The organism is Rhodococcus sp. IEGM 1302, from assembly GCF_030056935.1.
Classification (GTDB): domain Bacteria; phylum Actinomycetota; class Actinomycetes; order Mycobacteriales; family Mycobacteriaceae; genus Rhodococcus_F; species Rhodococcus_F qingshengii.
Window position 1 is genome coordinate 66,695 of the sequence record NZ_JASHKY010000008.1, and the last position, 19,594, is coordinate 86,288.

Below are 19,594 nucleotides of genomic sequence, written 5' to 3' on the forward strand. Positions count from 1 at the left end.
CATCTAGACGACTGCTTCAGCTGCAAGTCGTTCGAGGGAGTATTCGGTGACGGCGATCAGCGCGCGTTTGGCTGATTCGCGGTTTCGGGCGTCGATCTCGATCATGGGAACCCGGTTGGGTAGAGCCAACGCCTGGCGGAGATCGCTCGCCGAATGGATTGGTGCGCCGTCGAAACGGTTGACCGCCACGATGAACGGGAGGCCTCGCGCCTCGAAGAAGTCGACTGCGGCGAAGCTGTCTTCCAGGCGACGCGTGTCGACCAGAATGACCGCACCGATCGCACCGGTGATCAGGTCGTCCCACATGAACCAGAAGCGGCGCTGTCCCGGGGTTCCGAACAGATAGAGGACCAGGTCGTCGGCGAGAGTGATGCGCCCGAAGTCCATCGCGACGGTCGTGGTGCTCTTGTCGGGAGTGGATCCGAGATTGTCGATACCGTCGCTGGCGTCGGTGACCATGGCCTCCGTGCGAAGGGGGACGATTTCGGAGACGGTCCCCACAAGTGTTGTCTTGCCAACACCGAAACCCCCGGCGATCACGATTTTTGTCGATTTCACGCGAGACGATGAGTCAGAGTGCCCGAAGTCCACTGAGGGTCCTTTCGATCAGTTCGCGTCGCTCGACTCGAGATGCGTCGCTTCGCAGAGTGGCATGTATTTCCAGTGATCCGGCTACTACGAGGTCGGCGACCAGTACCCGCACGACTCCGATCGGAACACCCAGGTGGGCAGCGATCTCGGCAACCGAGATCCGCTGCTCGCAGAGTGCGACGATCGATGCACGAATATCCTGCGGTGCAAGATTGTTCGAGACCGCGTCTTCGATCGTCGCGATGATCGCTTCGAGTGGGAGGTCGATGGACGGCAGGGTCCGACCTTCGGTGAGCGCGTACGGCCGGACCAAGCTCGGTTCGGCGTCGTCGTACTCGGATTGATGGTGAGGCATCGAACTCAAATACCCTGCGATGTTCTCGGGGCAATGTCCATGGTGGTGCCGACGCGATCGACGAGAGTCGCCATTTCGTAACCGATCTGGCCGATGTCGCATCCGGCGACAGCGAGAGCAGCAAGGTAAGCGCCACTACCGACGCCCATGAGAAGCAGGTAGCCGTTCTCCATCTCGACGACGGACTGCATGACGGCTCCACCGTCGAAGAGGCGTGACGCCCCCGCGGACAGGCTGGCGAGTCCGGAAGTGACAGCGGCTAATTGATCGGCCCGGTCGAGCGGAAGATGCGTGCTCGAGGCCGTCAACAACCCGTCGGCTGAGACGATGATCGCGTGACTCACACCCGGCACGTCTCGGGCAAAAGCCGATACCAGCCAGTCGAGTGCGCGGGGAGTCTCTTGGGCTCCGACAGTGTTCACTGTTCTCCTTCATCGTTGTGCAACATCGTGGACGATTCGAAAGACTGTCCGCCATCGGGCTCATGGTCGGCGGCGCGCCGACGCCCTCGTTGTACGCCGGATTGGTAACTGCTCCAACCACGTTGGACGTCCGCCGGATTGGATGCATGGCGCTGTGTCGTTCCGCCTCTCCCGACGGCACCGGGAACCAGGCGGGCTCCGCGGTCTCGAATGGGAAGTCCGGAATCGGCGATCTTGGTGACCGGCATCTCGAACGAGGTCCGAGCGGCCAGCCAGCCTTGATCCGCGTCGGTGGTCCAAGCACTGCCGGTGGAAGCAGCTGACGTCTCCGCCGTCGGGTCCACGAGCCACTCGGACACCATCCGGGCGAAAATCGGCATCGTGGTCGGGGCAGCGAGTACGCCGTTCGAGTTGCCCTCTCCCGCGCCGTCAGCGCGCGCCGATGCGCGAGCAGAGAGCCCGTCACGGGTGCGCGAGGAGAAGAACGCCGCAGTATTTGTCGGCGTCGGGGCTGAGAGCCGGTGCCGTGGCGGCGGGGTTGTCGACGGGTGTGGACCCACCGGGATCTCGGGACCCTGTGCCGGCGAGGTGAATTCCGGCGAAGGAGTACGCACGGGAAGGGACGTCGATGCGCTTGTGCCTTCGGGATCGGGCAGAGGAGCGAAGGACGACACGGAGGTGGCGGGTGCAGCAGTGGTCGGAGTCGAGGTACTGACCGCCGGTACTCCACTTGTGCCCGGAGTGCGACGTGGCAACCCCGAAGGCGCTGTTGTCGTGGGAATGGATTGCGGTGTGATCGGGGCGAACGTCTCAGTCCGGTCGGTGCTGTTGCTGGGCGTTCGACGCGGGAGATCTGCGAAACTTCTGGTCGCAGGCTGCGGGGGTGCCAATTCGGTCGGGACGGGCTTTGACCAGGACGGTTCAGACGGTGCGGGCGGCGGAGTCCGATCGAGCGTGGGCACGGGTCCGGTTCGCGGCGTGCGGATCTCGGGTCCCCGAGAAGAATCGAGTATCGACGTCGGTAGGAGCACCGTTGCGGTGATGCCGCTGTGCGTCGACGACGTTGCCGTCGGGCGCAGGCGCACAGAGATGTTGTAGCGACGACTGATTCGGCTCACGACGAACAAACCCATGCGACGCGCTGTATCCGCGCTCATCTCGCCGCCGGCGGCGAGGCGCTCGTTGGCATCGAGGATTTCGGCAGGCGACATGCCGATACCGAGATCTGCGATCTCGACGATCATGGAGCCGTCGATGGTGCGGGCAGCGTTGATGGAGACGGTGGTCTCCGGCGGGGAGTACCGCAGAGAATTGTCGAGCAGTTCAGCGATGAGGTGAACGACGTCCGGGGCAGCATGACCGGTGACGACTCCGGGCGGTATCTGCCCGAGTTCGACGCGTCGATATTCCTCGACGCCTGATACCGCCGCACGAAGGATATCGCCGAGAGCGACGGGGGCGGTTCTGGCGCGGCGTACATCGGTTCCGGCGAGAACCAACAAGTTGTCGCCGTTTCTACGCATTCTCGCGGCGATGTGGTCGAGCCGGAACAGATTCTCGAGGCGACGAGGGTCGTCTTCGTCCTGCTCCAACTGTTCGATCAAACCGAGTTGCTGGTCGACGAGGGACTTGTTACGCCTCGACAGCGTTTCGAACATGTCGTTGACCTGGCGCCGCAGGGTGGCCTGCTCGCCGGCCAGCGTGATGGCCTGACCGTGCATGTCGTCCACCGCGCGTGCAAGCTCGCCGATTTCCTCGTGGGTGCGGATCGGTACACGGGCGAAGTCGACGTCGTCGATACTGGCACCTGCGCGAATTCGTTCGATCGCGTCGGGGAGTCCGCGTCGTGCTGCTTGCAATGCGGCAAATCGCAGCCGACGGATCGGATCGATGAGCGATCGGCTGATGACGAGGGCGATGGCCAGTGCCAGCAGGACCGCGCCGAGCACGATTGCAGTGTCACGAAGTGCTGCGGTTCGTGCTGCATTGGATTCAGCGGTGACGGTATCGCCGAACTCGGTGACGGTGGTGTCGGTCAGGCTGTTGTACTGGTCGTTTCCGGATTTCAGATCGGTACCGACGCGGCTCCCCAGAGGAGAGGTCGACGGGGTTGATCCGAGTGCGTTGATCCGGTTCTGAGCGGAGTTGCTGAGGGTCCGGACGGTGTCGTTGCTCCCGTCGATGGCGAGAATGTTGTTCAGAGCGACCAGTTCGGCACCGGCGGCACTGACCATCGAGGTACGAGCCTGCTGGTCCGGATCACCTGAGCCGAAGAGGATTCGTTGTTCGGCCAGTGCTCGTCGCGCATCCCAGAGTGCTGAGAGTCGGCCACCCTCTTCGCGCAGCGCCGGACGCTGAGAATGCTCGACGACGCTGGTGAAGGTGCTCGAGAGTGCGCGAGAGACTTCGCCGACCCGCGAAACCAAGCGTGCGGGAGCCACCGCGCCGGCGGCGACCTCTTCCATGATGGAACGGCTCTCTGCGAGCGCCGAAGTCACTTGGTCGTTGAGGTCGTCGTCGGACTGGAACGCGCGCGCGGCGTCGACCAGTTGATCCATTGCGTCCGAAACCGCTTGTGTGGCGGGGCCGGTGTCAGTGCGTGCCGATGCGGCTTCGGCGAGCTCGTACAGCGCGGATTCGAGATTGATCGCGGCGGGCACAGCGAGGGCGCGCTCGGACGAGGAACTCAGCTGTGCGGCTTCTTCGAGTTCCGTCTGAACGCGAAGGGCTCCGAGGACGACGGCGACGATCATCGGCAATGCGAGAACGGCGATGACCTTCCATCCCAGGCGCCATTCGCCGATCGACCACCAAGAGGTTGTCGTGTGTGAATCGTGTTTCATGCGGAACATGGCCCCTTCACGTCAACCCCCCGTGGGTCATTGCCCGAACCCCTTCGATCCGGTTTGACCAGAAGGGGTAGTTAGCTGAACGGTAACAGACTGTTCGCTGGCTCGCTACATCCCAGTTGGCTTCTTGGATCGCCGATGACTATATCCGGATTGTAAGGCCAGGTGAAAGGGTAAACGGACAAGTGCGGCGAATGGGATAGCCGGAAAGTCCAATTTGGTAGCTCGGCGAGCGGTGTTGCCCGGGAATTCGTGGAACTCACGGCAAGCATCTGGCTCGTGTCCCGACATCGAGGACACGTCCGAACGAGGCGCACACGCATGTCAGAATGTGGAAACCGCACCGATGACCGAATTGAACTTGGAGCCATAGTGAGTGGAACTGCTCGCGACGCGTTGCGCGCGATCGCCGAACTGCTCGCCCCTGACAGCGCTGTTGTCATCGATCGTGTGACTCTCGCGATCGACCAGCCGGAACGGTATGTCGAAGTACAGAACGAGTTGTACTCACAGACGCTCGAGAAGCCGCACCCGGAAATGGCGTGGTTTGCTCTCGTCGACGCATTGCACGAACAAGAACGCCTGGTCTGGGTGGATTGGAACGAGGGCGCTGCCGAGGTTCTGGGTCAGCTGCGAGTGCTCACGTCGGCGCCGGCAGGATCGTGGGAGTGGGCGGACAGTCTTGCCATGGGCTTCGATCGAGCTGCTGGACTCGAATCGCTTCTCGCCCGTATCGTCGACAACATCACCGATACGGGCGTTTCACTTGCCTGGCTCGACAGCGACAGCGATACGTTTCTCCTCGCGCTCGTCCCGAGTGTTCACGGTGCAACGCTCGTCGAACTCGCGCTGGCAACCGGGCACTGCGTGCGCGTGTTCTAGAGTCTCAGCGTTTGCCGAGCAGGCGGCGCAATCCTTCGATTCGATCGCTCAGTCTGGGTGGCGTGCGCTCGGGATCCATCAGTGCATTTTCAGCGAGCACGTGGTCTTCGCCGTCGACTGTGTTCCGGTCGAATTCGCGCAGACTGCGAGCGTCGGAGGTCGCGAGAGCGCGAACCGTCGACAACAGTGACTGCTCGCCCAACGCGTCGTCGACTTCTTCCTCGGTGACGTCGAGGTGCTCGCTGAGTAGGCGGCGCCTCAATCCGATGATCGAGGCGCGCAACTCGACATCTGCGTCGTCGTCGGATTCGACGGCGATGTCGCACTCGGTGTCGAAGCCCATCGAACGGTTGTTGAGATTCGACGACCCGATTCGCAGGAGGCGATCGTCCATCACGAGAACCTTGGCGTGGACGTAAATAGGTGCGCCAGAAGAGGTCACGGGATAAAACGCCCCGAACCGGTCGTGGATATCGGCGGACCACAGCAGATGCAACAGGTCGTGGCGCGCCCCGTCCATCGCCTTTTGTTCCAGCCAACCGTCGGCGTTGCGCGGAATGACCAGAACGATCTCCGGTCCGTCGTCCTCACGCAGGCGCGCGGCAATCGCCTCGGCCAGAGTGCGTGAGGCGAGGTACTGGCTTTCGATGTACAGCGTGTGCTCGGCCCCGGCGATGGCCGCGAGATACAGCGCCTCGATCTCACGCACCTCCGTGCGTTCGCCGAGCTCCGGCAATGTTCTGGCGACGGCTACGTCGACAACCCGCAAGGTGGGCGCCAGATTGACGGGCCACGGAGTCGCGGTGCTCTCGACCGGTGTGAGATCCTCGCCGGTTGCGGATTTCCAACGTGCCCGCGCCAATTCGCCGATGGCCGCCGCCGCATTGCCGTCGACCGCCGTGGTCGCGTCATGCCAAGGGCCGTAACGCCTTCCACTCGGAGTGATTCGGTAATCGTTTCGGTCGACGTGATCCGAGGTGTCCCAGCGGTCCACAGTCATGTCGATGCCGCCGCAGAACGCCAGGGCGTCGTCGATGACGATGATCTTCTGATGGTGCGCCGCGCCCACCGGATGGGCGCCGTCGATCTCGAACCGAAGGCGCTCGTCGGTCAACCAGTTGGACACGAAGACGGGAGTCATACCGCGGCCGATTGCGGTGAACGCGCCGATGTTCCATTTGAGTACGAGGATTTCGAGGTCGGGTTTCTCGCGGACGAGCCAGCGGAGGAACATTCCCAACCGGTTGGGGCCGTCGAGAGTCTGCTTGCCTGGTTCGAGTTTGATGCGCGTGTCGAAGTCCCAGCCGATCAACATGATTCGCTTCTCAGCTTGCAGCATTGCGGACTTCGCATGATGAAAGTAGTCAGCGGCGTCGACGATGCAGGCAAGATTGTCCGCCGGTTCGATGCGCCAGCAGGTTTCGCCCGGAACAAGGATTCTGTTCATTCGCCGATTCCCAGGTACGCGGTCAGTTCGCGCGCTGCCGCTTGGCCAGCGCGGTTGGCTCCGATCGTCGACGACGACGGTCCGTATCCCACCAGGTGCACGCGAGGGTCGGCTTCGACCTGCGTGGCGAGGCGCCCGGTCATCGGGATTCCGCCACCCGGTCCGCGCAGGTGCAACGGCGCCAGGTGATCGAGTGAGCTACGAAAACCGGTGCACCACAAGATGACATCGGCGTCGGCGACGGTACCGTCGGCCCACTTCACGCCGTTCGGAAGAATTTCGGAGAACATCGGCAGTCGATTCATCACACCACGCTCTCGCGCTGCCCGGATGGCAGGCGTTACCGGGAGGCCGGTCACCGAGACAACGGATCCCGGTGGCAGGCCGCGTCGTACACGATCTTCGACCATGGCAACCGCAGCGCGGCCGATGTCCGGCGTGAACGGCTCGTCGCGGAACTCGGGTTCGCGCCGCGTCACCCAGGTAGTGGTCGTGACGCGTGAGATCTCGTCGAGCAGTTGGACGGCCGAGATCCCGCCGCCGACCACGACGACATGTTTGCCTTCGAACTCGGCAGCGGTTCGATAGTCCTTCGTGTGCAGTTGTCGGCCACGGAACGACTCGGCCCCGCGATAGTGGGGGATGAAGGGCCGCTCCCAGGTCCCCGTCGCGTTGATCAAGCCTCGCGCCGCGAATACTCCCTGGTCGGTCTCGATCCGCAGGCGCTCTTCCCTCGGACACACCACTCGCGTGTGTACCGGGCGGTGGACGGGAAGTTCGAATTGCTTTTCGTACAGTTCGAAGTAGTGGGGGACCGCCACCGATGCAGGCACCTGTTCGGCGTCTGTACCGGTGGTTTCCGCGAAGGACATTCCCGGGAGGTCATGGACGCCGTTGACGGTGCTCAGTGTCAGGCTCGGCCAACGGAACTGCCACGCCCCGCCCGGCCCCGACGCATGATCGAGCACCACGAACCCCGATTCGGGCTCGATTCCGAACTTGCGCAGGTAGTAGGCGGCGGAGAGTCCGGCCTGTCCGGCGCCGATCACCACCACGTCAACCGGGTGTGGTTGCTGTGCGGCAAGGTCGTCTGTACTCATCGGTAATCTAACCTCCTGATGTACAGAACTTAGCTGCAGAGAAGTATGCGGACGGTATCGGCGCCTCGGAACATCCCTGTGTCGAGCCTTCCAGAAACGAAAGTGAGCGGACATGATCGGGTTCTCCCGTGACGGCAACGTCGTGACCATCGAGTTGCAGCGTCACGAGCGTCGTAATGCGCTCAGCGCGGAACTCTGCATCGCAATACGGGACGCGATGAACGCGGCGGTAGCCGAGCACGCGCACGTCGTCGTCATCACCGGTGAGGGATCGGCGTTCTGTGCAGGCGCGGACCTCTCCGGCGACGTCTACATGGAGGGCTTCACCGATCGCCTGTTCGAGATGCTTCGCTCTATCGACACGGCGCCCATCCCCGTCATCGCTGCCGTCAACGGTCCGGCTATAGGCGCGGGCACGCAACTGGCCATCGCGTCGGATCTTCGCGTCGTGGCGCCGAGCGCTCGCTTCGGAATCCCGGCCGCCACCCTCGGTGTCTCGGTGGACAAGTGGACGATGCGTCGGCTCGCGTCGCTGGTCGGCGGCGGTCCCGCGCGCACCATTTTGCTCGGCATCGAACAGATCGGCGCCGAAGAAGCCTTCACTCGCGGCCTCGCCAACAAAATCGGAACCCTCGACGACGCTCAAGAATGGGCACACCGCATCGCGAATCTCGCACCGCTGTCGTTGCGGCACATGAAGATGGTTCTCAACGACGACGGCACCATGGAGGAGCAGTCTCCCGAGCAGCTCGACGCGCTTCACGCCGCCTGGCTCAGCGAGGACGTCCAGGAAGCCCGCGCTGCCCGCATCGAGAACCGCCCTCCCGTATTCAAGGGTAAGTAAAGCTGGTTGCAGGGAAAACAGGCGCCGGGCACGCAGGGCAGATAGTGGCTACGCTCGTCTGAATGAAGAAGACGACGGTTCTCGGAGTTGCTGCTGTTGCCGCGGCGACGGGGTGGGTGGCGCGAGCCGCATGGGGCATCCCGACGCAGATCGGGGCCTCGCGAAACACGGTGCAACCGTATGCGGCGATGTCCCCGCGATACCGGGACCGCCAGTTCCACAACTCGGAGCCCAGCAGCACACTGGTTCCGGGCACCGATGTCGGAATGTTCAAGTCGATGGCCACGCGAGGGTCGACGGGTCGGCCGCGTCGGCCGATTCCGTTGGCCACTCCGCTGGCACCGGCGGCAGCCGGCGACGCGGCGGTGACGTGGTACGGCCATTCGAGCGTTCTCGTCGAGGTCGACGGCTACCGCGTTCTCGCCGATCCGGTGTGGAGTGAACGCGTATCACCCTCGGCCACAGTAGGTCCCGCGCGCATGCACCCCACTCCGGTGGCTTTGACCGAACTGCCTGCAGTGGATGCGATAGTCATCTCTCACGATCACTACGACCATCTCGACATGGCTACGGTCAAGACCCTGACTCGTACACAGACCGCTCCGTTCGTCGTGCCGATCGGTATCGGGGCTCACCTGCGGCACTGGAAGGTGCCCGAGAACCGGATCGTGGAATTGGACTGGGACGAGTCGACAAAAATCGACGACCTGGTCCTCACGTGCACGGAGGCTCGTCACTTCTCCGGTCGTGGCCTCGTCCGGAACACGACGCAGTGGGCGTCGTGGGTATTCGCCGGGCCGAAGCACCGGGTCTTCTTCGGTGGTGACAGCGGATACACATCGCGTTTCGAACAGCTGGGTGAAACCTATGGGCCTTTCGATCTGACGCTTCTCCCCGTCGGTGCGTACGACGTGCGCTGGCCGGACATCCACATGAATCCGGAAGAGGCAGTGCAGACGCACATCGACCTCAACAAGGGCGACGGGTCGCGCGGTGTCTTCGTCCCGATTCACTGGGCGACGTTCAACCTCGCGTTTCACTCGTGGTCGGAGCCGATCATTCGCCTCGACGAGTCGGCTGCAGATGCGGGCACAACAGTGTCGGTCCCGATGCCGGGCGGCAGGATCGACGCGTTGTCACCGACACCGCCGTCGAAGTGGTGGATACCGCTGGGCTGAGCGGCGAAGTGTCGCGGACGTGGTTGCCTGTCGAGTCGCACCCTGATTAGTTGCTCCGGGTGCGTAATCTTTGACCATGGCTCACGAGCACACCAGTTCAGAAGAGACAGCAGTGGCGGTAGCGCCTGAGCGATTGCCGGACGACGTCGACGTCGCCCGCGGTCTGACCGCCGATCAGGTTGCAGCAAGGATCGCGTCGGGACAAACCAACGATGTACCGGACCGGGCGTCCCGCTCGGTCAAGGACATCATTCGCGGCAACGTCTTCACTCGCATCAACGCGATCCTGACCGTGTTGTTGGTGATCGTGCTCGCGACGGGTTCGATCATCGACGGCATGTTCGGACTGCTGATCATCGCGAACAGCGGTATCGGCATCATCCAGGAGATCCGCGCCAAGCGCACGCTCGACGCTCTGGCCATCGTGAGTCAGGCCAAGCCCATGGTCAGGCGTGACGGCGTCGCCGTGGCGATGGCGCCCAAAGATGTTGTGCTCGACGACATTATCGAACTCGGATCCGGTGACCAGATAGTAGTCGACGGTGAGGTGGTCAGTTCGGCTGCACTCGAGGTCGACGAATCGCTGCTCACCGGTGAGGCCGATCCGGTTCACAAGGCGAGTGGCCAGCAAGTGTTGTCGGGCAGTTTTGTTGCCGCGGGCAGCGGTGCATACCGCGCCACCAAGGTCGGCGGCGATGCATACGCGGCCAAGCTGGCCGAAGAGGCGAGCAAGTTCACCCTCGTGCATTCCGAACTGCGTAGCGGCATCGACAAGATCCTGAAGTTCATCACCTACCTGATGATTCCGGCGGGTGCGCTGATCATCTTCAATCAGCTCTTCACGATCGGCCTGCCGATCCGACCGGCACTCAACGGCATGGTGGCAGCTCTGGTTCCGATGGTTCCCGAAGGCCTTGTGCTCATGACGTCCATTGCATTTGCGGTCGGTGTGATCCGGTTGGGCAAGCGCCAGTGCCTCGTTCAGGAGTTGCCGGCGATCGAGGGTCTGGCTCGTGTCGACGTGGTGTGCGCGGACAAGACCGGAACGCTGACCGAGAACGGTATGCGGCTGTCCGAGGTCGACGTCGCACCGGGTGGATCGGGGGAGACTGCGGTCAAGTCCGCGTTGAGCGCGATGGCCGCGTCCGACCCTCGCCCCAACGCGAGTGTCCTGGCGATTCGCGAGTCTCTCTCCGACGACTCCGGGTGGGGCGAAGCGACAGCGGTGGCGCCGTTCTCCTCGGCGAAGAAGTGGAGCGGCCAGTCGTACGGCAGTCACGGCAACTGGGTACTCGGTGCCCCGGACGTGCTGCTCGATCCCGACTCGGAAATGGCCCGCAAGGCCGAGGAAGTGGGTTCGAGCGGACTTCGTGTCCTCATGCTCGGCAGCAGCGACCTCCCCGTCGACGACGCCGACGCCCCTGGCACCGTCACCCCCGAAGCTCTGGTCGTGCTCGAGCAGAAAGTGCGCCCGGACGCCCAGGAGACGTTGGAGTACTTCGCCAGCCAGAAGGTCGCGGTCAAGGTCATTTCCGGCGACAACGCGGTTTCCGTCGGCGCCGTTGCCGGATCCCTCGGACTCGAAGGCGGCGACCGTCCCATCGACGCGCGAGAGCTGCCGAGCGATCAGGAAAAGCTGGCGGACACTCTCGACGGAGCAACGACGTTCGGTCGAGTGCGACCGGATCAGAAGCGGGAAATGGTCGCGGCCTTGCAGTCTCGCGGACATACCGTCGCGATGACCGGTGACGGCGTCAACGACGTGCTCGCCCTCAAGGACGCCGACATCGGAGTCTCGATGGGTTCGGGCAGCCCGGCTACCCGAGCCGTGGCCCAGATCGTGCTGCTGGACAACAAGTTCGCGACGCTCCCGTACGTCGTCGCGGAAGGCCGCCGAGTGATCGGCAACATCGAGCGTGTGTCGAATCTGTTCCTGACCAAGACCGTCTACTCGGTGGTGCTTGCGTTCCTGATCGGCATCACCGGCGTCCTGTCCCAGGTCTTCGACTTCGAACCGCTGCCGTACCCGTTCCTGCCCCGCCACGTCACGATCGCAGCGTGGTTCACGATCGGTATCCCGGCCTTCATCTTGTCTCTGGCACCCAACAACGAGCGCGCGCGAACCGGTTTCGTCTCGCGCGTGATGCGTCTGGCGTTGCCGTCGGGCCTGATCATCGGCATCACCACGTTCATCTCCTACGTATTGGCTTACCAAGGCCCGGACCAGACGGAAACCCAGAAGATCCAGGCCGGAACCAGTGCGCTCATCACGTTGATCATGATCGCCGTGTGGGTTCTGGCCGTCGTGGCTCGGCCGTACGTCTGGTGGAAGCTCGTTCTGATCGGCGGGTCGGTGGCCGGATACCTCATCCTGTTCGCGCTGCCGTTCACCCGCGAGTTCTTCAAACTGGATCCGAGCAACGTCGCTGCGACGACGCTCGCGATCACCCTCGGCGCGATCGGCGTTGTACTCGTGGAACTCTCGTGGTGGATCAGCGCACGCCTGCACGGGGAGAAACGAAAGATGTTCGCGACACCCGACGACCTGCCCGGCGAGCATCACCATGCCCACAGTGAGTGAGTAGTTTCAGCGCCTGAACATCTGCACCCAGGCAATGCGATCGCCGCCGCGCTTCTTGGCTCGGTACATCGCATTGTCTGCGTGCTCGATCAGTTCGTTTACAGCTCGATCCGGTAAGTCCGTCTCGGGACTCAGATAGACGCTGACGCCGGTACTGGCGGACACAGGATAGGGATCGGAGTCGGACGAGACCGCCGAATGTATCTCGGTGGCGACCCGCTCGATATCTCCTCGATCGACTCCGCGCAGGACGACGAACTCGTCTCCACCGATTCGAGCCACCACCGCATCGGGTCCGGCGGCAGCGAGGAGGCGGTCGGCGACAGCGGTCAACGCGTCGTCGCCCGCGACGTGGCCGTGTGTGTCGTTGAGGTTTTTGAACGAGTCGACGTCGATGAGTAGTGCGATCAGAGCCTGCGTTCGATCACTGCGCAGCAGATGCTGTGCCTCGTCCTGGAGTCCGCGGCGATTGAGTGTCGCGGTGAGGTAGTCCCGGTGGGCGTTGCGTGCGTCGTCGGTCAGGCGCAGCCAGACGATCTGCAGAATCCATGCGGTGGAGAAAACCACACCGGCAACCATCAGATAGAGATTCACGACCACCCAGTCGTCGTTGACCGGCTCGGACATCGCCATGGCAGCGAGCGTCGTGCAGACAGCAAGAGCCCAACCGATGTGGCTGATGGCAACGCGAGGGCTGTGAACTATCGCCGCATAGAAGCCGATCATGATGAACAAGATGCAGCCGATGGTTCCGACGAAAGCGGTGCGCACGGCGAAGAAGAGAGTGACGGCGAGCCACAGGTCGGCCCAGACGACAAAGGCCACGGATTGTCGCCAAGTTGGCCACGATTCATTACGCGCCCAGCGGTAGCCCGCATAGGCGCCACTGATAGTTCCGAGGGCGAAGATCGACCGCGCCAGGGCGGTGTCGGAACCGAAGCGGCTCAACTGCATGGTCGCCGCGATCAGGGCGAAGAGAAAACACCACACCGCGACTAATTTGCGTCCGGGAACGGTCAGCCCGCGAGTGTCGAGGAATCGGGGGAGCCAGGTGTAATCGGTGCGATCCGACCACCACCGGGACAGCAGTTCACGCGTGGGGTAGGGGTCGCTCCCCGTCCCGCGCAGTCCTGCATTCAAACCGGGCACCTGTCGATGTCGATGGGTGGTCAATCAGCTATTGGCGGGTTAACGCTACCTCGAGTTGCGCACGGCTCGAACGCACGGACCTGCTTTCTGGCGCAGAGGCCGTCGACCTGTGAGAATCGAAGGGCGCGGAGGAACGATTCCGCCGAAGGATGTGCGTCAGCACCGGGAGAGGACACGGACATGGGTTTCTTGGACAACGTCAAGGGATTGGTCGAAAAGGGCCAGGAGCTCGCAGCGGAGAACTCCGACAAGGTTCACGACGCTATCGACAAGGTCGCCGACATCGCCGACGACAAGACCGGCAACAAGTACGGCGATCAGATCGACAAGGCAGCTGAGGCCGCCAAGAAGGCTGTTCCCGAAAAGCAGTAATATCGGATTCGGCATACCGTTTTTCGGTAGCACCGTTGCTCAGGGGCCCGTCACCGAAAAGGTTGCGGGCTTCTGTGCGTCCGCTGGGTGAACTCCCAGGGTCGGCGGGCAGAATGAACGCGTGAACTTCACCTGGATTCTGCTGGTCGTCATTGCCGCCATCGCAGTCACCGGGCTGTCCAATCGACGAAACCTGCAGGCTCCGCTGGTTTTGGTGACGGTAGGTTCGGTCGCATCCTTCATACCCGGTATGCCGCGGCCGGAACTCGATCCCCACGTCATTCTCGGTGTGGTCCTGCCGCCGCTTCTCTACTCGGCCGCTCTGAAATTCTCGGTGGCGACCTTCAAACGCAACTTGGCCCCGATCTTGCGCCTCGGCGTCGGAATGGTGTTGGTGACGGCGTTCGTGGTTGCCTTCTTCTCCGAATGGATGGTGCCCGAGTTCACGATCGGCGCCGCCCTGGTGCTCGGGGCCGTGATCGCGCCGACCGACGCCGTCAGCGCGGTGGCGGTCGGTCAGAAGCTCGGGCTCCCGAAACGGGTGATCGCCATCCTGACGGGCGAGGGGCTCGTCAACGACGCCACCGCGCTCACGCTCTTCACCGTCGCCGTCGCAGCAGTGACCGGAACGCGAATTGCCACCGATTCGCCCCTGTTGTTCTTCGCGTACGAAGTGATCGGCGGCGTTGTCGTCGGCTTGGTGCTCGCGTTTGTCGTCAAGTTCGTTCGTGCCCGCATGTACGACTCTCCACTGGAAACCGGCTTGGGGTTGGTGCTTCCGTTCGCTGCCTACCTGGCCGCCGAAGAACTACACGCGTCCGGTGTTCTGGCCGTTGTGGTCGCTGGTCTGGTGATCGGGCACTATTCGACGGACGCGTCGATCATGACGCGATTGCAGGAGCGCTCGGTGTGGTCGAGCCTGGACACTCTTCTCGAGATGTTCGTCTTCGCATACATGGGGCTCCAGCTGAGCTTTGTGATCGACGATGTTGTCGCCGACGGACTTCCGGTGCTTCACGTGTTCGCGTACGGTCTCGCAGTCCTGGCCGTTGTCATCGTGATTCGGCCGGTGTGGCTGTTCCTGAGCTACTCGCGTGTGCGATTCGGTGTAACCCTGCGCCGTGATCGCGAGAATCAACTGACGTGGAAACAGAATCTGGTGGTCTCGTGGGCGGGAATGCGCGGCGTCGTCACTCTTGCTGCGGCCGGCGGTATCCCGTTTGCACTCTCGTCAGGCGAGCCGTTCCCCGGACGCGGCGTCATCCAGGCGATCGCGTTCATCGTCGCGGTCGGGACATTGCTCATCCAGGGATCTACCTTGCCGTTCATGATCCGTCGCCTCGACGTCGCGGATCCTTACGAGCAGTTGCGCACGCAGGAACAGATGGAGTTGGCCCGCAACATTTCTCGCAAGGCGGGAGAGAAGGCGTTGGCAGACGCGGCCGCGCACCCTCCGCCGGGGATCGACGGGAAGGAACTGCAGGCGATCGTCGAACGCGTACGACGCTCGATGCAGGCGAGGCTTCAACTCCAGGAGGTCGACGAGGACGCCGATCGCGAGGCCGCCTTGTGGAATGCGGGAGCTCTGTTCGACAAGTTCCGGCATCAGTCACTGCGCTCGCAACGAGTTGCGCTGATCGCCGCACGTGACGACGGAGATCTCGACGACGAGGTATTGCGTACCGTATTGGAAGGACTCGACATCGAAGAGGCCGCAGCAGAGGAACGTGTCAGGCGTCGCCGAGCAGGTAGCGGTGCGGGCAAATAGAGGGGAACACTGCGTATGACTGTTCGGAGTTCGAGGGTTCGCGCAGTCTGGGGAGTCGTGGTGGCGAGCGCACTTCTCGTGAGCGTCGGCTGCGGATCGGATGCCTCGCCGGATGTCTCCGTCACCGACACCTCGACCACGACAACCCCGTCGGTCGAGAGCAGTGCGCAACGTGGCGTCGTGTTCGACAGTGAACCCTTCACCAGCACAGCCGAAGTGGCGGCGTCCGGAGCAAGCGCGGTGAAAATCCTGTACGGCTCCACCTCCGGTATCGACGGCCGAGAGACTCAGGTGTCGGGAACGGTGTTCACGCCGCCTGGAACTCCGCCGGAGGGCGGTTGGCCGATCGTCTCCATCGGCCATGGCACGACGGGTATTTCGGACGACTGCGCGCCGTCGGCCTCGCCGACCCTGTTCGGCACGATCGGCCTGGTCGCGCCGTTCCTCGACTCGGGATACGTGGTCGCTGTCTCCGACTTCGAGGGCCTCGGCACTCCGGACCCGCATCCTTACCTGCAACCGGACACCGCGGCGTTCAACGTCATCGACGCGGTTCGAGCGGCGCGCAACGTCGTTCCGGACACCTCGACTCGTTGGGCAACTCTGGGGCTGTCCCAAGGCGGGCAGGCATCCTGGGCAGCAGCCGAGGAAGCCGACACCTACGGCGACGGACTCGAATTCGTCGGTGCAGCAAACCTGTCCCCGGCAGCGGACATCTCGCCGATCATCTCGAGTGATTCCGAGGTGAATCTGTCACTGCCTCAGCAACTGCTGCTGCCCTATGTACTCGAAGGGCTGTCCCTCACCCATCCGGACCTCGAACGAACCGACTACGTGCGCGGCGCATTCGAGCAGAACTACGACCTGCTCACCTCGTGCCTGACCGCTCGGGCGACGGAGAAGTTGGGTCTGGTCGGAAAGGTGACGCCCGCCGACACGCGGCCGGCCACCGCCGAGGATGCGGACCGAATTCACGCGTGGCTCAGCGATGTTGCTCTTCCCCGTCAACGCGCGAGCGGTCCGATGTACGTAGTCGTCGGTACCAACGACAACCTGATCCGTCCGGAATGGACCGAGGCGGCAGTCGAACGCGCCTGCGCCGACGGTGACGTCATCGAATTCCAGGCGCGACCGGGTGAAGGTCATGCGGACGGCGCCGCTGTGCCGGGAGCTGTCGCGTGGGTGAAGGATCGATTTGCAGGTGTTCCGGCACCGAATACCTGCGGGTCGTGAATCGATGACGCCGTTGGAGCGAATCCGCGCTCTTGCACTGGCATTGCCGGAGGCGACCGAGCGGGTCAGCCACGGTGAAGCGTCGTGGTTCGTGCGCAAGGCGCCGCAGTTCGTCACCATGGCAGATCACCACCACGACGATCGCGTCGCGATCTGGGCCGCGGCCCCACCTGGGGCGCAGGCAGATTGGGTCAGTCGTGACCCGTCGAGGTTCTTCGTCCCTCCGTACGTGGGTGGCCGGGGATGGATCGGCGTGTACCTCGACGTTCCGAGTGCCGACGAGACCGAGGACGAGAAATTCTGGAACGACGTAGCCGACGTCGTCGAAGATGCGTACCGCACGGTGGCTCCGAAAACACTGATACGGAAACTGGACGAGGACTCGCGGTGAGTCCGGCCGTGGTCGCGCTTCTCAGCGTGCTGATTCTCGCAGTGGCCGGGGCGCTGACGGCTGTGTGGATGCGCACCAGACGTGAGGTGACCACCCCCACCGAACGTGCCGTCCATGCCGCTCTCCATACGGCTTCGCTTGCCGCGCGGCCACTTCGGCGTGGACTCGACGAGAATTCGGCCGCCGAGGCGGCGCCTCACCTACGTGAGCTGACCGGCGGCTCCGGTCTGGGCCTGGCAGACGCGTCGGGAAACCTGTTGGCGTGGGACGGCCGTCACGAAGCGTTGTCCGAACAATTCCACGACGCCGCCATTCGTGCGATCGAAGGCGAACGCCGGGTACTCGTCACGCACTCGGACCTGGTGCGCGGACCGAGCGATCACCATGTGCGAGCGCTGATCGCTCAGCCCCTGCTGATCGAGGACATCGGCGTGGTCGGCGTACTGGGAATCGTCACCAGCGAGGACCCGTGGCCGGGAATGCTCGGAGCGGTCACCGAGGTGGCACGATATGCCTGCAGTCAGATCGAACTCGCCGACCTCGACGCGTCCAGAGCCCTGTTGGATCGAGCCGAAGTGCGTGCCCTGCGCGCACAGATCAGTCCTCATTTCATCTACAACGCGCTCAACACGGTCGCATCGTTTGTTCGAACCGATCCGGCGCGGGCCAGAGAACTGATCCTCGAGTTCGCGGACTTCACGCGGTACTCGTTCCGATCTGCGGGTGAGTTCACCCTGCTTGCCGACGAGCTGCGCAACATCGATCGTTACCTGACCCTCGAACGCGCGCGATTCGGGGAGGCTCTGAACGTCCGCCTTCAGATAGCACCCGAAGTGCTCAACGTGGTTCTTCCTTTCCTTGCCCTCCAGCCGCTGGTCGAGAACGCGGTTCGTCACGGCATTTCGAGTAAGCCGGAGGGCGGGACCGTGAGCATCGTGGCTGCGGACGAGGGACCGGACTGCATCATCAGCGTCGAGGACGACGGTGTGGGGATGGACCCCGAACTACTGCGCTCCGGTTCGCTCGACGCCATCGAGTCGGGATCGGGGCGACCCAGCGCACGAGAAGCTGCTCACGTCGGTTTGGCCAACGTCGACGACAGACTTCGTGCCGCGTTCGGCAACGACTACGGACTCGTGGTGGAGACAGCGCCGGGTGCCGGTACGAAGGTCAGCATGCGTGTTCCCAAGTTCAAGCAGGGTATTCACGTCTGATTCTCGCCTTCGATGATCAGGCTGAAACCGTCGTGGGAACATGGACCTGTTGTGAACGAGACTGACACTGATGCCCAGCTGACCGTCCTTGCCGTCGACGACGAGAAACCAGCCCTCGACGAGCTGGCCTTCTTGCTGCGCGCCGAGGACTCGGTGGCGCACGTTCACACGGCATCGGATGCGACGACAGCGTTGCGGATACTGCGCGGTGGAAGCATCGACGCGGTGTTTCTCGACATCAACATGCCCGGACTCGACGGTCTCGAACTGGCAGGCATCCTCTCCAATTTCGCGACGCCACCGCCCGTGGTGTTCGTGACAGCGCACGACGATCGAGCGGTTGACGCATTCGATCTCGGCGCCGTCGACTACCTACTCAAACCGCTCCGGGAGGAGCGTCTCGCTCAGGCCGTTCAGCGGATCGTGGGGCTGGCCGGGCGCACCAAGAGTGAGAGCAAACCCGAAGCTGCGCCCACGGACGAGGTGATCCCGGTGGAACTGGGCGGTGTCACGACGCTCGTTCAGCGTTCCTCGGTGGAGTGGGTGGAAGCCGACGGGGACTACGCGCGTTTGCACACCGCTGGAAAGTCGCACCTGGTGCGCATCCCGATCTCGACGCTCGAATCACGCTGGGCCGACGCGGGCTTCTTGCGTGTGCACCGCTCCTACCTGGTATCTCTGGCGCTGGTCACCGGCATCCGAACAGTAGGCAGTGGATTGGTGGTCTGTTTGCGCCCGCACGGTGACAAACCTCCCGTCGAGCTTCCAGTCAGTCGCAGACACACCCGTGAACTCAAGGATCGACTGGTTCGTGCGCCCAAGCAGAGTTGGTTGTCGCGGTGACGTCGCAGTCCGATCCTCCGCAGCGTGAGCGCGTTGTGTTGGCGCAACGTAGTGGCGCACGGATCGTGCGAACACGGGTGGAGGTGCAGGAACAGACCGAAGTCGGTGACGCCATGATCCGCGGTCTCGTTCGCGCGCAGTTGGGACTGGCGATTCGCCTTGCCGTCGTGGCAGCCGGGCTCCTGTGTGCGGTGCCGCTGCTGACGCATCTCTTCCCGACGCTGTCGGAGGTCGCGGTCCTTGGCATCCGGTTGCCCTGGCTCGTGATGGGCGGCGCCGTGTATCCCTTGCTGTTGACGACCGGTTGGGTGTTCGTGCGTCGTGCGGAGCGAAACGAGCAGGACTTCAACGACATCGTGGACGACTGAGCGCGGC

18 protein-coding genes are annotated in these 19,594 nt (G+C 63.3%); 11 read left to right on the forward strand and 7 right to left on the reverse strand.

Translation table 11 applies throughout. From position 1 onward, the window contains the following. Positions 1-3: 3 nt before the first annotated feature. The 4 genes from QM609_RS14640 to QM609_RS14655 are packed head-to-tail and all read right to left on the reverse strand — an operon-like array spanning position 4 to position 4,211. A complete protein-coding gene (locus QM609_RS14640; RefSeq protein WP_003940118.1) occupies positions 4-591 on the reverse strand; it encodes a GTP-binding protein in 588 nt (195 codons plus the stop codon). Further along, positions 572-946 (reverse strand): DUF742 domain-containing protein, encoded by a 375-nt coding sequence (locus QM609_RS14645; RefSeq protein ID WP_007727785.1) that lies wholly within the window; start codon positions 944-946, stop codon positions 572-574. The genes QM609_RS14640 and QM609_RS14645 overlap by 20 nt, the downstream gene beginning before the upstream one ends. A 5-nt stretch (positions 947-951) precedes the next feature. Next, complete coding sequence (locus tag QM609_RS14650) at positions 952-1,368, reverse strand: roadblock/LC7 domain-containing protein (RefSeq protein WP_003940329.1); 417 nt, start codon at positions 1,366-1,368, stop codon at positions 952-954. Continuing rightward, positions 1,365-4,211 carry a sensor histidine kinase gene (locus tag QM609_RS14655; protein ID WP_228232223.1) on the reverse strand — a complete coding sequence of 949 codons (2,847 nt, stop codon included), beginning with the start codon at positions 4,209-4,211 and terminating at the stop codon, positions 1,365-1,367. The genes QM609_RS14650 and QM609_RS14655 overlap by 4 nt, the downstream gene beginning before the upstream one ends. A gap of 378 nt (positions 4,212-4,589) precedes the next feature. On the opposite strand from QM609_RS14655, the gene QM609_RS14660 reads away from it, so the two are divergent. Beyond that, the gene (locus tag QM609_RS14660; RefSeq protein ID WP_042451123.1) at positions 4,590-5,099 is read left to right on the forward strand and encodes a DUF6630 family protein; all 510 of its coding nucleotides are present in this window, start codon (positions 4,590-4,592) and stop codon (positions 5,097-5,099) included. Positions 5,100-5,103: 4 nt separating this feature from the next. Here QM609_RS14660 and QM609_RS14665 read toward each other — a convergent pair whose 3' ends face one another. Next, positions 5,104-6,546, reverse strand: a complete 1,443-nt coding sequence (locus tag QM609_RS14665; protein ID WP_042451121.1) for a phospholipase D-like domain-containing protein — start codon at positions 6,544-6,546, stop codon at positions 5,104-5,106. Further along, entirely contained in the window at positions 6,543-7,646 is a 1,104-nt protein-coding gene (locus QM609_RS14670; RefSeq protein ID WP_042451119.1) for an NAD(P)-binding domain-containing protein, read from the reverse strand. The genes QM609_RS14665 and QM609_RS14670 overlap by 4 nt, the downstream gene beginning before the upstream one ends. A gap of 112 nt (positions 7,647-7,758) precedes the next feature. On the opposite strand from QM609_RS14670, the gene QM609_RS14675 reads away from it, so the two are divergent. The 3 genes from QM609_RS14675 (at position 7,759) to QM609_RS14685 (ending at position 12,249) form a co-directional block, all read left to right on the forward strand. Then, positions 7,759-8,490 (forward strand): enoyl-CoA hydratase, encoded by a 732-nt coding sequence (locus QM609_RS14675; RefSeq protein WP_003940192.1) that lies wholly within the window; start codon positions 7,759-7,761, stop codon positions 8,488-8,490. A 62-nt stretch (positions 8,491-8,552) separates the two neighbouring features. Further along, positions 8,553-9,668, forward strand: coding sequence for an MBL fold metallo-hydrolase (locus QM609_RS14680; protein WP_007727770.1), 1,116 nt, complete (start codon positions 8,553-8,555; stop codon positions 9,666-9,668). A 76-nt stretch (positions 9,669-9,744) separates the two neighbouring features. Continuing rightward, positions 9,745-12,249, forward strand: coding sequence for a cation-translocating P-type ATPase (locus QM609_RS14685; RefSeq protein ID WP_003940410.1), 2,505 nt, complete (start codon positions 9,745-9,747; stop codon positions 12,247-12,249). A 6-nt stretch (positions 12,250-12,255) separates the two neighbouring features. Here the strand turns inward: QM609_RS14685 and QM609_RS14690 are convergent, their stop codons facing one another. After that, positions 12,256-13,398: a GGDEF domain-containing protein gene (locus tag QM609_RS14690; RefSeq protein WP_042451115.1), complete on the reverse strand. Its 1,143-nt coding sequence runs from the start codon at positions 13,396-13,398 to the stop codon at positions 12,256-12,258. Positions 13,399-13,578: 180 nt separating this feature from the next. On the opposite strand from QM609_RS14690, the gene QM609_RS14695 reads away from it, so the two are divergent. The 7 genes from QM609_RS14695 to QM609_RS14725 all read left to right on the forward strand — a co-directional run bounded on the left by QM609_RS14695 (position 13,579) and on the right by QM609_RS14725 (position 19,587). Beyond that, positions 13,579-13,770 (forward strand): antitoxin, encoded by a 192-nt coding sequence (locus QM609_RS14695; protein ID WP_003940164.1) that lies wholly within the window; start codon positions 13,579-13,581, stop codon positions 13,768-13,770. A gap of 121 nt (positions 13,771-13,891) precedes the next feature. Next, entirely contained in the window at positions 13,892-15,538 is a 1,647-nt protein-coding gene (locus QM609_RS14700) for a Na+/H+ antiporter (RefSeq protein ID WP_042451113.1), read from the forward strand. A gap of 15 nt (positions 15,539-15,553) precedes the next feature. Further along, positions 15,554-16,771 (forward strand): lipase family protein, encoded by a 1,218-nt coding sequence (locus QM609_RS14705; RefSeq protein ID WP_050654687.1) that lies wholly within the window; start codon positions 15,554-15,556, stop codon positions 16,769-16,771. 4 nt (positions 16,772-16,775) lie between these two features. After that, the gene (locus tag QM609_RS14710; protein ID WP_042921394.1) at positions 16,776-17,162 is read left to right on the forward strand and encodes an MmcQ/YjbR family DNA-binding protein; all 387 of its coding nucleotides are present in this window, start codon (positions 16,776-16,778) and stop codon (positions 17,160-17,162) included. Further along, complete coding sequence (locus QM609_RS14715; RefSeq protein WP_030534943.1) at positions 17,159-18,376, forward strand: sensor histidine kinase; 1,218 nt, start codon at positions 17,159-17,161, stop codon at positions 18,374-18,376. The genes QM609_RS14710 and QM609_RS14715 overlap by 4 nt, the downstream gene beginning before the upstream one ends. Before the next feature lie 51 nt (positions 18,377-18,427). Then, complete coding sequence (locus QM609_RS14720) at positions 18,428-19,219, forward strand: LytR/AlgR family response regulator transcription factor (RefSeq protein ID WP_003939723.1); 792 nt, start codon at positions 18,428-18,430, stop codon at positions 19,217-19,219. Next, positions 19,216-19,587: a membrane protein gene (locus QM609_RS14725; protein ID WP_003939880.1), complete on the forward strand. Its 372-nt coding sequence runs from the start codon at positions 19,216-19,218 to the stop codon at positions 19,585-19,587. The genes QM609_RS14720 and QM609_RS14725 overlap by 4 nt, the downstream gene beginning before the upstream one ends. Positions 19,588-19,594 lie beyond the last annotated feature (7 nt).